Source organism: Gracilibacillus dipsosauri, from assembly GCF_003176895.1.
GTDB lineage: Bacteria > Bacillota > Bacilli > Bacillales > Amphibacillaceae > Gracilibacillus > Gracilibacillus dipsosauri.
Map to the genome: position 1 here is coordinate 24,076 of NZ_QGTD01000020.1, position 17,486 is coordinate 41,561.

General features: G+C 36.4%; 19 protein-coding genes. 6 read left to right on the forward strand and 13 right to left on the reverse strand.

Translation table 11 applies throughout. The features are described 5' to 3' along the window. The 9 genes from map to qoxA all read right to left on the reverse strand — a co-directional run bounded on the left by map (position 1) and on the right by qoxA (position 8,089). Positions 1 to 762 (reverse strand): type I methionyl aminopeptidase, encoded by a 762-nt coding sequence (map, locus tag DLJ74_RS18100; protein WP_109985524.1) that lies wholly within the window; start codon positions 760 to 762, stop codon positions 1 to 3. A 211-nt stretch (positions 763 to 973) separates the two neighbouring features. Beyond that, positions 974 to 1,081 (reverse strand): YjcZ family sporulation protein, encoded by a 108-nt coding sequence (locus DLJ74_RS18105; protein ID WP_109985525.1) that lies wholly within the window; start codon positions 1,079 to 1,081, stop codon positions 974 to 976. 96 nt (positions 1,082 to 1,177) lie between these two features. Beyond that, positions 1,178 to 1,930 carry a (S)-benzoin forming benzil reductase gene (locus DLJ74_RS18110; RefSeq protein ID WP_109985526.1) on the reverse strand — a complete coding sequence of 251 codons (753 nt, stop codon included), beginning with the start codon at positions 1,928 to 1,930 and terminating at the stop codon, positions 1,178 to 1,180. Positions 1,931 to 1,940: 10 nt separating this feature from the next. Beyond that, positions 1,941 to 3,074 (reverse strand): trans-sulfuration enzyme family protein, encoded by a 1,134-nt coding sequence (locus DLJ74_RS18115; RefSeq protein ID WP_109985527.1) that lies wholly within the window; start codon positions 3,072 to 3,074, stop codon positions 1,941 to 1,943. Between the two features lie 101 nt (positions 3,075 to 3,175). Beyond that, positions 3,176 to 4,021, reverse strand: a complete 846-nt coding sequence (locus DLJ74_RS18120) for a DegV family protein (protein WP_109985528.1) — start codon at positions 4,019 to 4,021, stop codon at positions 3,176 to 3,178. Positions 4,022 to 4,227: 206 nt separating this feature from the next. Then, on the reverse strand, positions 4,228 to 4,530 hold the full coding sequence (gene qoxD, locus DLJ74_RS18125; RefSeq protein WP_054788510.1) for a cytochrome aa3 quinol oxidase subunit IV: 303 nt from the start codon (positions 4,528 to 4,530) through the stop codon (positions 4,228 to 4,230). After that, the gene (qoxC, locus tag DLJ74_RS18130) at positions 4,531 to 5,130 is read right to left on the reverse strand and encodes a cytochrome aa3 quinol oxidase subunit III (protein WP_054861357.1); all 600 of its coding nucleotides are present in this window, start codon (positions 5,128 to 5,130) and stop codon (positions 4,531 to 4,533) included. It lies immediately after the preceding gene. Next, positions 5,127 to 7,073 carry a cytochrome aa3 quinol oxidase subunit I gene (gene qoxB, locus DLJ74_RS18135; protein ID WP_109985529.1) on the reverse strand — a complete coding sequence of 649 codons (1,947 nt, stop codon included), beginning with the start codon at positions 7,071 to 7,073 and terminating at the stop codon, positions 5,127 to 5,129. The genes qoxC and qoxB overlap by 4 nt, the downstream gene beginning before the upstream one ends. 17 nt (positions 7,074 to 7,090) lie before the next feature. After that, positions 7,091 to 8,089 carry a cytochrome aa3 quinol oxidase subunit II gene (qoxA, locus tag DLJ74_RS18140; RefSeq protein ID WP_109985530.1) on the reverse strand — a complete coding sequence of 333 codons (999 nt, stop codon included), beginning with the start codon at positions 8,087 to 8,089 and terminating at the stop codon, positions 7,091 to 7,093. Between the two features lie 357 nt (positions 8,090 to 8,446). On the opposite strand from qoxA, the gene DLJ74_RS18145 reads away from it, so the two are divergent. The 6 genes from DLJ74_RS18145 to DLJ74_RS18170 all read left to right on the forward strand — a co-directional run bounded on the left by DLJ74_RS18145 (position 8,447) and on the right by DLJ74_RS18170 (position 14,268). Further along, the gene (locus DLJ74_RS18145) at positions 8,447 to 9,157 is read left to right on the forward strand and encodes a response regulator transcription factor (RefSeq protein WP_109985531.1); all 711 of its coding nucleotides are present in this window, start codon (positions 8,447 to 8,449) and stop codon (positions 9,155 to 9,157) included. After that, positions 9,144 to 10,535 carry a sensor histidine kinase gene (locus DLJ74_RS18150; protein WP_109985532.1) on the forward strand — a complete coding sequence of 464 codons (1,392 nt, stop codon included), beginning with the start codon at positions 9,144 to 9,146 and terminating at the stop codon, positions 10,533 to 10,535. The genes DLJ74_RS18145 and DLJ74_RS18150 overlap by 14 nt, the downstream gene beginning before the upstream one ends. Positions 10,536 to 10,632: 97 nt before the next feature. Then, entirely contained in the window at positions 10,633 to 11,628 is a 996-nt protein-coding gene (locus DLJ74_RS18155) for a TIGR00341 family protein (protein WP_109985533.1), read from the forward strand. 96 nt (positions 11,629 to 11,724) lie between these two features. Next, positions 11,725 to 12,909 carry a chromate efflux transporter gene (gene chrA, locus DLJ74_RS18160; RefSeq protein ID WP_109985534.1) on the forward strand — a complete coding sequence of 395 codons (1,185 nt, stop codon included), beginning with the start codon at positions 11,725 to 11,727 and terminating at the stop codon, positions 12,907 to 12,909. A 118-nt stretch (positions 12,910 to 13,027) separates the two neighbouring features. Then, positions 13,028 to 13,942 carry a cation diffusion facilitator family transporter gene (locus tag DLJ74_RS18165; protein ID WP_109985535.1) on the forward strand — a complete coding sequence of 305 codons (915 nt, stop codon included), beginning with the start codon at positions 13,028 to 13,030 and terminating at the stop codon, positions 13,940 to 13,942. Positions 13,943 to 13,959: 17 nt separating this feature from the next. Beyond that, the gene (locus DLJ74_RS18170) at positions 13,960 to 14,268 is read left to right on the forward strand and encodes an ArsR/SmtB family transcription factor (protein ID WP_054788511.1); all 309 of its coding nucleotides are present in this window, start codon (positions 13,960 to 13,962) and stop codon (positions 14,266 to 14,268) included. 83 nt (positions 14,269 to 14,351) lie between these two features. Here DLJ74_RS18170 and DLJ74_RS18175 read toward each other — a convergent pair whose 3' ends face one another. From DLJ74_RS18175 to DLJ74_RS18190, 4 genes are all read right to left on the reverse strand, one after another. After that, positions 14,352 to 14,780 carry a hypothetical protein gene (locus DLJ74_RS18175; protein ID WP_181397674.1) on the reverse strand — a complete coding sequence of 143 codons (429 nt, stop codon included), beginning with the start codon at positions 14,778 to 14,780 and terminating at the stop codon, positions 14,352 to 14,354. 83 nt (positions 14,781 to 14,863) lie between these two features. Next, positions 14,864 to 15,304, reverse strand: a complete 441-nt coding sequence (locus DLJ74_RS18180) for a GyrI-like domain-containing protein (protein ID WP_109985536.1) — start codon at positions 15,302 to 15,304, stop codon at positions 14,864 to 14,866. A 127-nt stretch (positions 15,305 to 15,431) separates the two neighbouring features. After that, positions 15,432 to 16,844 (reverse strand): SpoVR family protein, encoded by a 1,413-nt coding sequence (locus tag DLJ74_RS18185; RefSeq protein ID WP_109985537.1) that lies wholly within the window; start codon positions 16,842 to 16,844, stop codon positions 15,432 to 15,434. 188 nt (positions 16,845 to 17,032) lie between these two features. Beyond that, positions 17,033 to 17,404, reverse strand: coding sequence for a rhodanese-like domain-containing protein (locus DLJ74_RS18190; RefSeq protein WP_054861362.1), 372 nt, complete (start codon positions 17,402 to 17,404; stop codon positions 17,033 to 17,035). Positions 17,405 to 17,486: the final 82 nt, after the last annotated feature.

The following is a 17,486-nucleotide window of genomic DNA, read 5'->3' on the forward strand; positions in this document are numbered from 1 at the left end:
TCAGTCAATTTCTCCTTCTTGGTCTGTTAAAATCAATGGACCATCATTAGTAATAACGATCGTATGTTCAAATTGCGCAGAACGACCTCCATCAATAGTTCGAGCTGTCCAATTATTATCATCCATTTTACTTTTCCAATCACCTTCATTAATCATTGGTTCGATTGTTACGACCATTCCTTCTTTTAGACGAGGACCTTTTCCCGGTAGTCCATAGTGTGGAATATGTGGATCCTCATGAATTGTTCGACCAATTCCATGACCGGTAAAATCTCTAACGACTGAGTAACCTTCTCCTTCAGCATATTGCTGTATAGCATGGCCGATATCTCCAATACGATTTCCTGGCTGTGCTTGTTCTATCCCTTTGTACAAAGAATTTTTTGTTACATCTAATAATTTTTTGGTTTTATCGTCCGCTTCGCCAACAACATAAGTCCATGCAGAGTCGGCTAATCCACCTTTTAAATTCACTACCATATCAATTGTAACAATATCACCTTGTACTAGTTTTTCTTCCCGTGGAAATCCATGACAGATTTCATCATTCACAGACGCACAAGTAGCATAGGGATAGCCACTGTAGCCTTTTTGTTCTGGTGTTGCCCCATGTTCTGCAAGAAATTCCTCAACAAAATCATCAATTTCCTTTGTTGTTATTCCTGGCTTTATTCTTTTCGCGATTTCTTTATGGCACTTAGCAAGTAATTTTCCTGCATCGTGCATCATTTCTATTTCACGTTTACTTTTTCTTGTAATCATTTCAAACTTCCTTTCTACCAATACCAAAAACTTATATCATTCCTTAAACAGTTTATCATATTTTGCTAAGAAGTTGTGTACTGACCTCTTCACCTACAAAAAACTGGCGTGGAGCTTTTAGCCATGCCAGTTTTTTCTTTATTAAAGATAATATATAGATGAATAAAACGCAGGCTCCCGCTAAATTGCGAGAAGCCTTGTGTGAATAACCTTAGTATCCGCCGTAACCCCAAGAAGCACCGATAATGATCAATAGAATAAATAAGACAACGATTAGCGCGAAGCCTGAACCGTATCCTCCACATTGTTGTGCACCCATGATTCATCCCTCCTTTAATACTTACACTTATAACGTATGTAAAAAAGGGGAAAATGTCCTTCGTTTTTTAAAAAATGGGTTGTTACCTATACTCGGCTATATAATGTCTTTTACACTTAAGTACTCTCCATTTTTGACCAATGTAGGATTCAATAGACGATCTACTAATACTTTTGCTACTTTACTTGTATCACGTAGATTGTTTTCGGTTTTATATGCTTTAAATTTCTCTACATCTATAAATTGGCTTTTATCAGCAGATCTAATCTCTCCCTGCATATCTGTATCCATGATGCTTGGATCAAAAAGGAATACTTTATTTTCTGTTTCTAACTCTTCTTGCTCTAATGCAACTGTTTTAGTATATCGATCGAGAGCTGCTTTCGTACTTCCATAAGCATTCCAACCATAAACGGATCGATTTGCTGCTCCAGAGGTTACATTAACGAGAATAAGTGGAAATGTTGTATTTCTCCAAGCATCGAGCCATATGTTAGTGACGATCATCGGTGATGCTAAATTGATATGAACATGATCTATAATTTGATCATTGTTCTGTTTACCAACCTGTTCAATCGGTGTCACAACTGCTGCATTTTGTACCAGTACTAACGATTCTAGCTCTTTATCTTGTAATGAATGAATGATTTGGTTAAAAGTAGCTTCTGTTGCTTTTAGATCTGACAAGTCTGTTTGATAATGCTGATAGCTCCCATGTGTTGATAATTGCTTCAACTCATCATTTTGACTACGTGCTAAACCAATCACATGATAAGAAGCTTCCATAAGCAATTTTGCAATAGAAGCACCTAATCCTTTAGACGTACCAGTAATGACCGCATATTTCATTAAACTCACCTCATTTTTTAGCAATATTTAACGCATGTGTTATTGCTTCAATAATATCAGATGCTTCCTCAATTCCTACAGAAATCCGTACTAAACCTTTTGTAATTCCTAACTCCTTTTGAGCAGCTTCAGGCAAGTTTCGGTGAGAGGTTCCGATTGGATAGGATACCGTTGTTTCCACCCCTGCTAATGTTGCGACAATTTTAATCCATGCTAATGATTGGAAAAAGGTATCAATATCAGCATTTTCTGCTAATTCTATTGTAACAATAGCACCATTTCCCTGTTCAGACACAAATGTAGGATAATAAACCCTTCTAACAGCTGGATGTTCCTCTAACGATTTTGCTAGTTTTTGGGCATTTTGTACATGACGTTCCATTCTTACCCCTAATGTCTTCATCCCTCTTACTGTTAACCATGCTTCGAACGGACTCAGGTTTGCTCCTAGGTTAACACACTTCTTTCGTGCGTTCGCTATTAAATTCTCGCTGCCAACCACAACACCAGCAGTAATATCACTATGCCCACCTAAATATTTCGTAGCACTATGGACAACTAAATCTACTCCTAATACATATGGTTGAACTAAGTAAGGTGTTGCAAATGTATTGTCTATCATTGTTTTCAGCTGATGTTTCTTTGCGATTTCGACAACTTTTTTAAGATTTTCCACACGTAATAACGGATTCGTAATGGATTCTGTATATAATAAGACAGTATTTGGCTGAATATGCTCTTCTATTTCTGCATCAAAGGATATGAAGCTAACCTCTATTCCGAATTCCGTCAATTCATTGGCAAGTAGCTCATAGGTACCTCCGTACAAATCATTGGATGCTAATACATGATCTCCTGATTTCACTACAGAAAGTAATCCCACAAGTATAGCCGATAATCCAGACGATGTTGCTATCCCACTCGGAGCACCCTCAAGCTTCGCAACTGCTTGACCGAGCTCATCTGTGTTAGGATTTCCAACACGTGTATATAAATAATCACGTTCCCCTGTATAAAAGTTTTCAATATCTTCTAAATCTTTAAATGTAAAAGCAGAGGTTTGATGAATTGGTGTAACCTTTGTTGGAATTCCGTCTCGTTTCATTGTAATATGTACAGATTTTGTATCAAATCCTTGTCCCATTCTCCTCTTCCTTTCTATTTGTCTATGTATTACTTTAACGCAATCTCAACCTATTTCCAAATAAGAAGATGTCAAAGAGCTACCTCTGACATCTCCTATCCTTATTGATCGCGTAACCATGCCACACACATTGTTCCATGACCTGTGTGTACACCTGCTACTGGTACTAATGTTTGTATTTGAATTTTCAATTCCTGATAGAGCTGTTCAAGCTCACTCTTCCATTGCTGGGCTTGGTCGATTACCCCACCATGTAGAATACATATTTCCTTTAATGAATAAGCATTCATCGCTTCATCTATTAAATGAAACATTTTCTTCTTTGCCCTTTTTTTTATTCTTACTTTGTCCTTGATGACCACCTTACCATTATCAAATCCAAGAATAACATGTATATTTAACAAGGAAGCAAATATGGATTGTGTAGTGGTTACTCTACCACTTTTACGCATTTGCTCAAAGCTTTGTGGCATTAAGTACATTTGAGCAAGCTTAGGCAAATCGCGAATCTTTTCAACAATTTGTTGAAAGCTCTTACCATTTCTGTGCATTTCCAGACCATTTTTAATCATTTTCCCTAAAGCAAAATCACCTATCTTAGAATCAATGACCTCCACTTCAAATCCGGTTAATTCAGATGCAGAAACAGAGCTTTGGTACGTGCCTGTTAGTTGACTTGAAGCATGGAGTGCAATACCGCAGTCATACTCTTTTTTTAGTTTTTCATATAATTCCACAAAATCACCAAAGGCTGGCTGACTTGTTTTCGCATCGTCCCCATGCTTTTGTAAAAGCTGATAGAATTCCTCTTTCGTTAAGTCGACATCCTCACGATAGGTTTTCCCGTTTATAATAACATTAAGTGGAAGGATGTATATATTATGTTTCTCCGCGAATTCCTTTGATAAACCTGAAGAACTATCGGTAATCCATGCTATCTTTTTCATCTAACCGCCCCATTTTCTGCAATTATTTATTACCTTATATTTTATCGAACAATATATAAGAAGTAAAATTATTCGACAAATTATCACAGTATTAGTCTTTCACTATTTTTTATTTTGTATAAAGCAACTTAGATAATTTCGCTATGTTCGACTTTCTCCATTGTTAAAGGTGTAAAAAAAGCGAAGAGGTCTCCCTCTCCGCTTTTTTAGTGCGCTGCATGGCCTGATGTTAGAACCCAAATGGATCCAAATACAATAACAAGTGCTAAGAACACACTATAAACAATATTTACAATATTAATGACCCCTTCTTTACCTTCCGTTACGTGCATGAACATAAACAACTGAATTAATGCTTGGAAAATGGCAAATGCACCAATAATCCACAAGATCACCAAACTTGAGAAGTCTGTATAAAACTTAACAAAAACAGCAAGTAATGTTAGTGCAATCGACAGAAGAAACCCAATTAAAAGATTCCATGGAAAATGATTTGACTTTGCACTCATCTATATCACCATTCCTTTCAGATAGACGAATGTAAAAATAAAAATCCATACAACGTCTAAGAAGTGCCAATATAAACTTGCGATAAACAATTTACTGGAAGTCTTTTCAGTAATTCCACGGCGAACTAATTGCACTAGTAATAAACTAATCCAAATAATCCCGAAGGTTACGTGAGCACCATGAGTACCTAATAACGTGAATAATCCAGCAGTAAAACCACTCGTTTGAATGGTTGCACCTTCATGAATGAAATGAAGAAACTCATTAATTTCAAAATATAAGAATCCTGCACCCAATAATAAGGTCACAATCATCCAAGTGAGTAAGCCTTTTTTATCGTGATTTCGCATAGCGTGAATAGCAAGGCCTGAAGTGAAGCTACTAGTTAATAGTAAAAAAGTTTCGATCAAGACATCCTTTAAAACAAAAATGTCTTGACCTGCAGGACCACCTGCTGTGTTATGCTCTAGAACGAAATAGGAAGCAAACAAGGTAGAGAATAGGACAATCTCAGCACCTAAAAATATCCAAAAGCCTAATATATTCATTTGACTCTGTTGTGATTTATATTCTAAAGGTGTTTCTGTGTGTGAGCTCATTTTAATTCACCCCTCCATTCTCGTTCTTCTTCCTCTAATTCTTCAACAGGTATATGATACCCATAATCGTAATCAAAACTATTCGCAATTAATCCAATAATAATCAATACACTTGATATAATCGCTAGCGTAAACCATTCAAATACTAGGAAAAATCCAACAATGCCAAATGCTACACCAAGGAAAACTGGAGTCCAACTATTACTTGGCATATGGACAGGCTTCAATTCAGATTTTTTCAGACCTAGCTTGCCTGATTTCTTCTTGTGCCAGAAATCATCTAAACGATCAACTTTTGGAACTACTGCGAAATTGTAGTGTGGCGCAGGTGATGCTGTTGACCATTCTAGCGTTCGAGCATTCCAAGGATCATTGCCTGCATCACGTTTTGCATAGCGGAAGCTCCAGTAAATGTTATAGCATAATGCTGCAAATCCTGCCGCCATAATCAGTGATCCTACTGCAGAGACTCCTAGCCATGCTCCCCAGCCAGTGCTTTCCGCATAGGTGTATAGACGTCGAGACATACCATCTAATCCGACAAAGAACATTGGCATAAAGGTTAGGTTAAAGCCTATAACAAATAACCAGAAATGCCATTTTCCAATTTTTTCATTTAATTTAAATCCAAACATTTTTGGCCACCAGTAATATAGAGCTGCAAATACAGCAAATACGACACCTGGAATCAATACATAGTGGAAGTGTGCCACTAAGAACATGGTATTGTGATATTGGTAGTCAGCTGCTGCCATCGCAAGCATTACTCCAGTTACCCCACCGATTGTAAAACATGGAATAAAGGCCAAAGCCCAAAGCATCGACGTTGAAAATTCAATTCGACCTTTTCTTAAAGTAAATAGCCAGTTAAATATTTTTACTCCTGTCGGTATGGCAATCATCATGGTAGTTAAGGAGAAGATTGAGTTAACTGCCGCACTATTACCCATTGTATAGAAATGGTGTACCCATACGAGCATACTTAGAAATGCGATACCCGCAACGGCAAATACCATAGATTTATAGCCATATAAATTTTTACGTGCAAAAGTAGCAATAACCTCAGAGAACATACCGAAAGCTGGTAGCACAACAATATAAACTTCTGGGTGTCCCCATAACCAGAACAAGTTGAGCCATAGCATTGGATCTCCACCACTCGCCACAGTAAAGAAGTGTGTACCGAATAAACGGTCCATGGACATATATAGTAAAGCAACAGTGAAGATTGGGAATGCTGCCACGATAATGATGGATGTGATTAAACTAGTCCATACAAAGATAGGCATCTTCATCCAAGACATACCAGGTGCACGCATTTTTATAATTGTCACAACAAAGTTAATCCCTGACATCAATGTCCCAATACCGGCGATCTGAATGGCTATTGCATAATAGTTATTTCCGACGCCAGGAGTAAATTCCTTACCTGCTAGAGGAAAATAAGATGTCCATCCTGCATCTGGCGAACCGCCAATAACAAAGGATACGTTAAATAGCATCGCTGCAGCAAAGAATAGCCAAAAACTTAATGCATTTAATTTAGGGAAAGCAACGTCTCGTGCTCCTATTTGTAATGGAACAACAACGTTCATAATCCCGATTAACATTGGCATTGCCATAAATAAAATCATGATCACACCATGTGTTGTGAAGATCTCATCATAGTGCTGTGCATCTAAAAAGTCTAACTCAGGTCTGGAGGTTTGAGCCTTCATTAATAGCCCATCAACTCCCCCTCTGAAAAACATTAAGACACCTGAGATAATGTACATAATTCCAATTTTTTTATGATCAACAGTTGTAAACCATTCATTCCACAACCATTTCCATCTCTTTAAATAAGTGATCAATGCTAAAAGCCCAATCATCGTTAAGCCAATTGCAATTTGAGATCCTAGTATTAATGGATCACCAGTTACAAAAAATTCATCTAAGGACATGTTCTTCACCACCTCTTTTAATGATTAGAGTGATCTTCCATATGGGAGGAATCACTATGTTGTTCGGACTGGTCGTTTTCTGATTGATGCTTAGATTCTATTTCAGGTTGACCATCTAATTCTTGCTCTTTTTCTTCTCCATGCTGAATCTCATAAAGTTCAGGATGAATATAATCGGCTGATCCGCCTTTAGCATGGTCTATCCAATCTAAATGAGTATTATTAAAGGTCATACGACCAACCACTCCAGGCTCTAACAACTCATCATATTGATCCTCTGTTAGTTTGTTTGCTGTTTTCTTCACATCATGAATCCATTCATTAAAGTCCTCTTTAGATTGTGCTTGGACTTCGAAATCCATATGGGCATAACCTCTACCATTGAAGTTAGTATTTCTACCATAAAAAGAGCCTTCTTGGTCTGCGACTAAGTAAAGGTTTGTTTGCATATTTGCCATGGTATATTTTTGGCCACCCAATTCAGGTACCCAGAAGGATTGCATCGTTCCAGCTGAGGTTAGTTTAAATTGCACTGGATGATCCTTCGGAATATTAATATAGTTCACTGTTTCAATATTTTGGTCTGGATAGCTAAATATCCATTTCCAGTCAGCTGAAGTTACATGGATAACCAGTGGTTCTTCCTCTTCATATCCTTGCGGGATATCTTCCACTTCATAGATCGTTTTTGTTGTAGGGATCATCAATGCAATAACGATCAATACAGGGATACCAAACCATATGATTTCTAAAATATGGTTCCCTTTCTCTTCTTTCGGTTCAAAATCTCCATCATTTGGTCTTGCCCGATATTTCCACACAATGACAGTGAACAAAATGAATACTACTGCTACTATAATGAGCATAAAAATAATAGAGAATATAATTAAATCTGATAAATTTCTAGCTACAGGTCCCTTCGGATCAAAAACTATTAATTTATTTTCACAACCAGCAAGTATTAGCGGTGTGACTAATAATAAAAATAGACCATAGACCTTTTTCAATGCCTTCATCTTATTACTCCCTCCATAAAGCATCTATACAAAACAAATCCAGTTCAGTAATGGGAATGATTACCCCTCTTTCTTCTCCATTGTTACATCTAAATATGATGAAATTATGATGAAAGAAAATTTGTCATAGAAAGTTCAATTTTGAACCAAAGAGGGAATAGAAAAGGAAGTGAAAGTGTTTTACGTAATGCACAAATAGGAAATAGTGAAAAAGATCACAGACATTGATAACATAACTTTTATGATTAGATGGTTAGCACTGTGATACAACAAATTGAAAAAGACTGGAACCTTTACTATTCCATCAAATTTCTATACTATTTTAATGAGGATTATTTTAGCTAAAGAGGGATAGACATGATAAAACCGACAGTTTTAATTGTAGATGACGAAAGGCAAATGCGAACAATGCTTAAACTACATCTTCGCAATAAATATGAATGGATAGAAGCTTCCAATGGTAGGGAAGCCATTGATAAAATGAAAGAGAACGATGTAAGTATTGTGTTACTAGATATTATGATGCCGGAATTAGATGGAATGGAAGCATGTAAGAAGATGAAGGAAATGAGACCAGATGTACCTATCATCTTATTGACCGCATTAAATGATACATCACAAAAGGTAGAAGGGTTAAACATTGGTGCAGATGATTATATCGTCAAGCCATTTGAGCCAGAAGAGCTGATTGCACGTATGAAAGTACAGCTCAGACATTTTTCCCATACAAAGGAAAAGACGACGAATCAGCAGGTAAACTTTGCAGAATGGTCTATTGATCCTCAAGCTAGATCTGTGAAGGTAAAAGGAAATGAACTGAAGTATAGCCCAAAAGAATTCGATCTTCTATACTTGCTTGCCTCCCATCCAAATCGCGTATATACGAGGGAACAATTATTGGATATGATTTGGGGAATGGATGAGATTGTCGATATAAGAACAGTGGATTCACACGTTCGCTATGTGAGAGATAAATTAAAAAAAGCAGGACTTCCTTATCAGCCAATTCAAACTATTTGGGGAGTTGGTTATAAATTTATAACGGAGGATTCCAATGAGGTTAAATAGTGTGGTTTTTAAAATTGGTGCGACGATTTTATTTTTGCAATTAATCATTTTAATTCCATTTGGATATATTGTCTTACAGCTTATTCTAAATTATTCCATTAATCAAACAGAAACACAGCTTGTGCAATTATCGGAAAAATATGCTGGGGAAATTAATGAATTAGAAGATCCTGAAAATATTCAGTTATTAGAGCATTTAACAGAAATGACGAATACAAGTGCTGTCATTGTCGATCAAGATGGTAAAATTATTACAAAGGCAAATTGGCATGATGAATTAACGAATCAAATAGTAACAGACGATCAATTACAGCATCTACATAAAGGCGAAACAGTTATTGAGGAGGTCTCCTTTAATGGTTCTACCTATTTAAAGGTCGGTCAACCGATTGTGAAAGAAAATAAAAATGAGGAAAATGCTAGTGTGATCTTATTCTCGTCCTTTGGTTTAATCAGTAATTCTATTCATAATATTATCATCCTCGTAATTTTAGCAAGTCTAGGTGCAATTGGTCTGGCAATAGGCTTTACTATCTTTATTTCCAAAAAAATTGGTGGTCCACTAATAGCTATGGAGAAAGTCGCAAAACAAATAGCGGAGAAAAAAGATTTCTCTCGAAAAGTAGACTATCAAGCAAATGATGAGATTGGATCACTCGCAACTGCCATCAATCATCTGTCACAAACTCTTGAGAGATATCAGACAAACAGAAATGAATTTTTTTCTAATATTACCCATGAGTTAAAAACACCATTAACCTACGTAAAGGGATATGCTAATGCAGTAAGACATGAAATGTACCAATCAGAAGAAGAAAAACAAGAGTTTCTTGAAATTATTGAAAATGAAGCAGACCATATTAGTAATTTAATGGATGATTTAACCGATTTATCCAAAATTGAAGAGGGTAAAATTGATTTAAACAAGGAAGCATTTAATCTCAATATGCTAGCAGAAGAAATGATGCGTCGTTCACAATTTAGAGCGAATCAAAAGGGTTTAAAGCTTCATGTCTATACACCGAATACCCCTATTCACTTATATGCAGATAAGAATCGGATGGAGCAAATTTTTACTAATCTTATCGAAAATGCAGTCCGTTATACAGAAAAAGGAGAAATAAAAATAGAAGTAACCGATATAGGAAATCACATTCAGGTAAAAATTATCGATACAGGTATCGGAATAAAAAAACAAGATATTCCGTTCTTATTTGAACGGTTTTATCGAGTCGATAAATCTAGATCTAGAGCAAATGGTGGAACAGGTTTAGGACTTTCGATTGTGAAGAATCTTGTGGAAATGCACGAAGGAACAATTGACTTTGATAGTGAATTAAACAAAGGAACAACAGTTACATTAACATTCCCTAAATAAATAATCGATGGAGTTCTATGGTTAGCCCCCCTACACTTATAATAATCCTATCATTGGGTAAAATCTTACTAATGTTGTTGTGAAGGGATTGGCAAGCATGGAACTCCAATTAATCGAAGTATATATTCCTACTGACCGGTTTGAGGCATTTGAAAAAGAGATTAAGGCATATGAATATATTGAAAAATGGCATCACCAAGTCTCTAAGCAAGTACAACTAGTGAAAATAGTCCTTAATAAAAAACAAACAGAGGAAATCCTTGATTTTCTTGAAGTGAATGATGATCAAACAAATGAATTGAAAGTAATTCTATACAACATCTCCACCTATTTACCCCGAATAAAACAAGAAGTTGCTCCAAATGAAAAGGAAGAAGAAAATAGAGAAATCGCTCGAGCGAGTAGGCACGAGTTATATAATGTAGTTCAATCTTCTAGTAGAATCAACTTGAATTACATTTGGTTGCTTATTTTATCAGCTATTGTAGCAACTGCAGGAATTGTCAAAGACAGTGCTGCTATTGTTATTGGTGCAATGGTGATTGCTCCGTTAATCGGACCATTTACTGCTATTGCATTTTCTTCCATCCTAGGAGATTATCAAATAATAAAAAAAGCTGTTACAACCGCGCTACTCGGTCTTGTAATTCCTATTAGTATTGCCATCTTATTTGGAGTCATCTTTCCATTACCAAGCCAAAGTAGAGAATTTCTAGCTCGAACGAATATTGAATTAATGGATATCGTTGTGGCCATTGCAGCAGGTGCCGCTGGCGCGTTGTCTTTTGCAAGAAGAGTATCGGAGGCGCTTGTAGGCGTTATGGTATCTGTGGCATTACTTCCCCCAGCTATTGTATTCGGGATGATGATTGGTTCTGCAGCGTTTGAAGAAGCTGTTACCCCTATTTTGTTATTACTAGTCAATATTAGCGCCATCTTACTTTCTGCTATTATTATTTTTTGGATTAGTGGAATCGAACCGAACAATTGGAGTGACCTTCAAGCTGCCTATACTTCTAAAAAATATGCACTGCTTTTTGTAAGTATTGTTATCCTCATCTTAGCTACTGTCATTTACTTTATAAATTTTTAATATCCATTGTAAAGAAAAATTTACAAAATATAGCCTTGTCGATTAATGTATCTATTAGTAGAATGAGAACTAACTATTTCATTTTAAGGAGGCTTTATGAAAAAAAATTTACAAAACTATCTTAATATTTTATGGATCGCGACAAGATTGGGATTCACCTCCTTTGGTGGGCCGATCGCACACCTCGGTTATTTTCACGAGGAATACGTGCGTCGTAAAAAATGGCTAGATGAAAAAAGCTATGCAGATTTAGTGGCACTATGCCAGTTCTTACCAGGACCAGCTAGTAGTCAAGTTGGTATTGGGATTGGAATGATACGTGGAGGTATCTTAGGTGGAATTTTTGCATTTATCGGATTTACTTTACCTTCCGTTATAGTCCTTATGTTATTCGCGCTTGCGCTCCATCAATTCTCTTTTTATGATGCAAGCTTTATTCACGGTTTAAAAATTGTGGCAGTTGCTGTAGTAGCACATGCTATTATGGGTATGGGGACGAAGCTAGCACCAGATCTTTCGAGAAAAGCCATTGCACTTATAGCGCTCATTATCATGGTTGCATGGCAATCCACTTTAACTCAGGTTGCTATTATTCTAATGGCAGCATTGATTGGTTTACTTTTTTTTAAGAAGAAGGATACAACCGAATCTACCTTTACTTCCTTAGTGTTATCCAAGAAAACAGGACTATTTAGTATTTTACTATTTTTTTTATTCTTGCTCATTCTCCCTATCTTTAGTCAATTAACGAATTGGCAGTGGTTAGCTATGTTTGATAGCTTTTATCGCTCAGGTGCATTAGTTTTTGGCGGCGGTCATGTTGTTTTACCACTACTTGAGCAAGAATTTGTACCTACAGGTTGGCTTACAGAACAAGAATTTCTTGCAGGATACGGAGCAGCCCAGGCAGTTCCTGGACCATTATTTACTTTTGCCGCTTATTTAGGGACTGTTATCAACGGGATTCCGGGAGGACTACTAGCTACATTTTCCATCTTTTTACCTGCATTCCTACTTATTATTGGGGCATTACCATTTTGGCATGCATTAAGGCATGTGAAGGCTATACAGGGTGCTTTAATTGCTGTTAATGCAGCGGTTGTCGGAATATTAATTGCAGCCTTCTATCAGCCTATTTGGACAAGTACCATCACCTCAGGTAAGGATTTTATTCTCGCCGTCATCTTGTTTAGCTTGTTAGCTTTCTGGAAATTGCCTTCATGGATAATTGTCATAATCGGACTAATCGGTGGCATGCTATTACCATATCTACCCTCTTAGCAAATCTTATCATACTTATGAAAATGGTGTTGAAGATTTTAAACTTTTCTTGCACCATTTTTTATTAAGTATTATAATATGAATATATGTTCATATATTATATTATGGAGGTATTCTTATGGGACATTCACATGATCACGGTCATGGACACCACCATCATACGAATAATAAAAAAGCTTTAATGCTTAGCTTTTTTATCATTTTTGGTTATATGATCGTGGAAATAATTGGAGGATTATTAACGAATAGTCTTGCACTTTTATCTGATGCAGGACATATGTTCAGTGACGCATTTGCCTTAGGATTGAGTTTATTTGCATTTAAATTAAGTGAACGGATGGCAAGTCCATCTAAAACATTTGGCTATAAACGATTTGAGATAGTGGCAGCCTTTATCAATGGAATAACGCTTATTGCGATTTCTGTTTATATCTTTTGGGAGGCATATCATCGTTTCTTAGAACCTCCTACTGTTAGTCCGACAATGCTTTGGATCGCTATTGTTGGTTTTGTAGTCAATATTGTGGTTGCATTAATTTTGATGCTTAGTGGTGATACAGAAGATAATCTGAATATGAAAAGTGCTTTTCTACACGTATTAGGAGACCTTCTTGGATCTGTCGGAGCCATTGTAGCTGGAGTGCTAATTTTATTTTTTGATTGGTATTTAGCAGATCCTATAGCAAGTATTTTAGTAGCCATCCTCATTTTAATAAGTGGCTTTCGTGTGACAAAAGATTCAATTCACATCTTAATGGAAGGCACACCGATCAATGTTTCTTTTGAAAAGGTGGAAAATTTACTAGTAAAAATAGATGGTGTCATAAGTATTCATGATTTGCATCTTTGGACGATCACCTCTAATTTTCCTGCATTTAGCTGTCACATGATCGTTGAAAGGGAAGTCAACCGTGATGAACTATTGAAAAAAGCTTCGAAAATCTTACATGATCAGTTTGGAATTCACCACTCTACGATCCAGATAGAAGGTATTGACGCAAATATTGAGAACCATGAAGATAGCTGTAACTAAAGGAGGCAAACAGAGCAATGACTGAAAGCAAATATGAAGAACTTGATGAAGAAACGCTTTTCCTTGTGTCACAAACCTTTAAAGCACTTGCAGATCCAACTAGAATTCGTATTTTACATCTTTTATTTGAACAGGAGCTATCTGTTTCAAACATTGCTACTACCCTAGAACTAAATCAATCAAATGTTTCACACCAATTGCGCTTCTTAAAAAATTTACGTCTGGTTAAATATCGTCGCGATGGAAAAACAGTCTATTACTCTCAGGATGATGAGCATGTTATGAAGATATTACAGCAATCCATCGATCACGCCTGTCATCATTAAAGCTTTAATGCTTTGAATAAGGTTGTGGCAGTACTAAAGCCATCCAAAAGTTTAAATAAAAACATTTGGATGGCTACAATCTTTTAAACACACGTAAATGAATCAATACGTTCTAGATCTATACCAAAGTATATCCAATTAAATCCAGTCCATCGATAACCAGCTACTGATCGTCTCCCAACAAAAGTTGGATAAAACCAAAAGCCTTGGAAACGATTGAGCCAAATATACGTATATCGATATAAACAACCTCTTATTCCGCCTGGATCAACCGCTTTTACTTGTGGTCCTCCTAATGCTTGTGGCTGCTGTGGGATCTGCTGAGGTGGTGGTCCTAATGGAGCTCCACCAGGTGCTGCTTGTGGTGGAGGTCCAGGAGGTGCTTGCCCTTGACCTGATCCTGGGAATCCAGGGAATCCCGGAAAGCCTCCGCCAGGAAAGAAAGGAAACTGCCGATCCTGATAAACCAAATTACCATGATGATCATATACTTCAGAGTGAGATGGATACATATATTCCACTATTATAACCTCCTATCTCTTACACTATATGATGTAAAACAAAATAGGCAATTTGTCCATCACAAGATTCTCGGTCAAGTCCATGGCAGTTCGATATAAAGATGGTGCTCTAACTCTTTTCCTTCCACAGTATAGCCTTTATCTATTTTCATCTTTCCAGCTGATAAACCATTGAATTTCGCATAATCATACATTGCTCCAAAGGTGTTAGCGATATTTTCTCGTTTACCATTGTGAAGATGATACAAATAGTTTTTCTCTGGTATCGTTATCCTTTTCATATCACTTGGAATTTGACTTTCTCCTTCCATTTCTACACAAATAAACTGAGTATAAACCCCGTTCTCTTCATAAAGACTAATATCCATCATTACATCAGTTTTTCTGTTCTCTATCTCTGGCAACCTTTTTTTAAAATGCTCCCATTTCAGTGGCATCTCACGATGAAGTCCTTCCCAATTACTTTCGACAGTGATTCCTATTGCATGAAATTCTGGTAATTTAATCTTTTCCATATGTTTACCTCCGTTTACATTAGCTTATTAGTTCTATTATTCGATAAACGGAGACATATTCCTGCTTGAAAAGCCGAGAAAGCTCATTATGGAAAATAGCAATATATAATTCTTCTAGGCTAAAATATTATAAATACTTCTTTACTACTTTTGTTTCATGACAGGAAAAAAGGCTATCCCTGCCCTCCATAACCGTTTCTAAATGAACATCCCGCCCCCAGAGCCGATAAATATAGGGAAGCGTCTTTTCCAAATATTTTATATCTAATTCCTGACCTTCAAAATGGTGTTTTAAATAAAGCTCCCCATTTCTTGAATAATCCCCATTTTCTACTGTAATATATGGAAAACCACCATTTAATCGATCAGAAATCAGCTGGTCTCTTACCTCCTCCCAATTTTTATCAACTATCTTGTATTGGTGGTTTTGTTTCTGGAATAAATATAAATCTTCACGATCGACTAAATCCTTGGTTAAATAGTTTCGCATAAAAGAGATATCAGACTCTATTTCACGAACTTCAAATATTTTCTCACGACCTGTACCTGGCTTTATTCCCATCTTCTTCATTTCTTCTGTTGGATTATTGTAACGCGATTCTATATCCTCTAGAATCCTCACCCCGAGATAATACGGATTAATATGAGTTTTGGAAGGCTGAACCACGCTCGCATTTAATGAAGCAAACTCAATTATTTCATCACTCGTTAAGTCTAGTTCTCTTAAAATCCTTTGGTGCCAGAAAGTGGCCCAACCTTCATTCATGATTTTCGTTTCGAGCTGTGGCCAAAAATAGAGCATTTCTTCCCTCATCATTGTTAAAATATCTCGCTGCCAATCGTCCAATTCCTTGCTATGTTCCTCAATAAATAACAATAAATCCTTCTCAGGTTCTGGTGGAAAGGGTTTTTTCCGCTTTGGTTGGTTTGACGATTTATTTTCGATGTCTTTATCTAGCTCCCATAGATCATCATAAGCTGTGATTCTAGGCTTTTGTACATTCTCCTCTTGATCCTTTTCCCAATTCAGCTTTGCTTTTAGCAATGTTGGATCAATATGCTCCTGAATGGCAAGTACTGCATCTAAAAATTGTTCCACTTCCTTAATTCCGTATTGTTTTTCATATCCATTAACCCTTTCAGCAGTTGCAGCCATGCTCTCCACCATATCCCGTTTCGTATTTTGGAAGCGAATATTATTTTTGAAAAAGTCACAGTGGGCCAACACATGTGCAACAATTAATTTATTTTGGATTAGTGAATTGGAATTTAGTAAAAAAGCATAACAAGGGTTCGAATTAATGACAAGCTCATATATTTTACTCAAACCGAGATCGTATTGAAGCTTCATCCGATGGAACTGCTTACCAAAACTCCAATGGGAAAATCGGGTTGGCATCCCATATGCCCCAAAAGTATAGAGTATTTCTGGTGGACAAATTTCATACCTCATCGGATAAAAATCTAGGCCAAATTCTTCGGCTACTTCTGTAATTTCACTGATAGCCGCTTCTAACTGCTTTTTTTCCTCACTCTTCAAAGCATCTACACCCCCAACTAACGATTGTTATAGTATATGAAAGAATGCTAAAAAAAGGACATCTGATTCCAGATGTCCTTGATCTACTCTATATTTTTATTACAACACTACCTATTAGTCTGGGACGTACGAGCTTCTGCTGATGGAAATCTCTCTTAATGTCAATTATTAGTGTATTAATCCTAATCTTAAGCTAATTTACCAAATTTATCTTTGCATTTACCATTTGTTAAGCTGTAGCCTTTAATATGAAAGCCTTTATTTTTCAAAAAGCGAATGGCTACATTTTTTTCAAGATGATCAGATGCAATGATATGAAGAGAACGTCGTGGTATTTCCTGATAATACCGATGCAAATAAGGCACAGGCATGACCACTGCATCATGAATCTTGTCATTGGAAGCCTGCTGATAATCACGAATATCCAATAATACATTCTCCATCGAATCTTCCTTATGAAAATCAAGGCAAGGAATTCCTTTTATTGGAACATATCTAACGTATAACCATTGAACGATCAAAGCCAATATAGCCAATCCAATAATTGCTGTTATCAGCATTTTCTTATTCCTCCAAATTCATAGAAGAGCTTAGATTTTAACAAAACATAAGACATTACATATCGTATAAATTTACTGTTAA

What these genes read in the sequence shown, in the direction of transcription:
- map (WP_109985524.1), bottom strand. Translation starts at nt 762, where the DNA reads ATGATTACAAGAAAAAGTAAACGTGAAATAGAAATGATGCACGATGCA.
- DLJ74_RS18105 (WP_109985525.1), bottom strand. Translation starts at nt 1,081, where the DNA reads ATGGGTGCACAACAATGTGGAGGATACGGTTCAGGCTTCGCGCTAATC.
- DLJ74_RS18110 (WP_109985526.1), bottom strand. Translation starts at nt 1,930, where the DNA reads ATGAAATATGCGGTCATTACTGGTACGTCTAAAGGATTAGGTGCTTCT.
- DLJ74_RS18115 (WP_109985527.1), bottom strand. Translation starts at nt 3,074, where the DNA reads ATGGGACAAGGATTTGATACAAAATCTGTACATATTACAATGAAACGA.
- DLJ74_RS18120 (WP_109985528.1), bottom strand. Translation starts at nt 4,021, where the DNA reads ATGAAAAAGATAGCATGGATTACCGATAGTTCTTCAGGTTTATCAAAG.
- qoxD (WP_054788510.1), bottom strand. Translation starts at nt 4,530, where the DNA reads ATGAGTGCAAAGTCAAATCATTTTCCATGGAATCTTTTAATTGGGTTT.
- qoxC (WP_054861357.1), bottom strand. Translation starts at nt 5,130, where the DNA reads ATGAGCTCACACACAGAAACACCTTTAGAATATAAATCACAACAGAGT.
- qoxB (WP_109985529.1), bottom strand. Translation starts at nt 7,073, where the DNA reads ATGTCCTTAGATGAATTTTTTGTAACTGGTGATCCATTAATACTAGGA.
- qoxA (WP_109985530.1), bottom strand. Translation starts at nt 8,089, where the DNA reads ATGAAGGCATTGAAAAAGGTCTATGGTCTATTTTTATTATTAGTCACA.
- DLJ74_RS18145 (WP_109985531.1), top strand. Translation starts at nt 8,447, where the DNA reads ATGATAAAACCGACAGTTTTAATTGTAGATGACGAAAGGCAAATGCGA.
- DLJ74_RS18150 (WP_109985532.1), top strand. Translation starts at nt 9,144, where the DNA reads ATGAGGTTAAATAGTGTGGTTTTTAAAATTGGTGCGACGATTTTATTT.
- DLJ74_RS18155 (WP_109985533.1), top strand. Translation starts at nt 10,633, where the DNA reads ATGGAACTCCAATTAATCGAAGTATATATTCCTACTGACCGGTTTGAG.
- chrA (WP_109985534.1), top strand. Translation starts at nt 11,725, where the DNA reads ATGAAAAAAAATTTACAAAACTATCTTAATATTTTATGGATCGCGACA.
- DLJ74_RS18165 (WP_109985535.1), top strand. Translation starts at nt 13,028, where the DNA reads ATGGGACATTCACATGATCACGGTCATGGACACCACCATCATACGAAT.
- DLJ74_RS18170 (WP_054788511.1), top strand. Translation starts at nt 13,960, where the DNA reads ATGACTGAAAGCAAATATGAAGAACTTGATGAAGAAACGCTTTTCCTT.
- DLJ74_RS18175 (WP_181397674.1), bottom strand. Translation starts at nt 14,780, where the DNA reads ATGTATCCATCTCACTCTGAAGTATATGATCATCATGGTAATTTGGTT.
- DLJ74_RS18180 (WP_109985536.1), bottom strand. Translation starts at nt 15,304, where the DNA reads ATGGAAAAGATTAAATTACCAGAATTTCATGCAATAGGAATCACTGTC.
- DLJ74_RS18190 (WP_054861362.1), bottom strand. Translation starts at nt 17,404, where the DNA reads ATGCTGATAACAGCAATTATTGGATTGGCTATATTGGCTTTGATCGTT.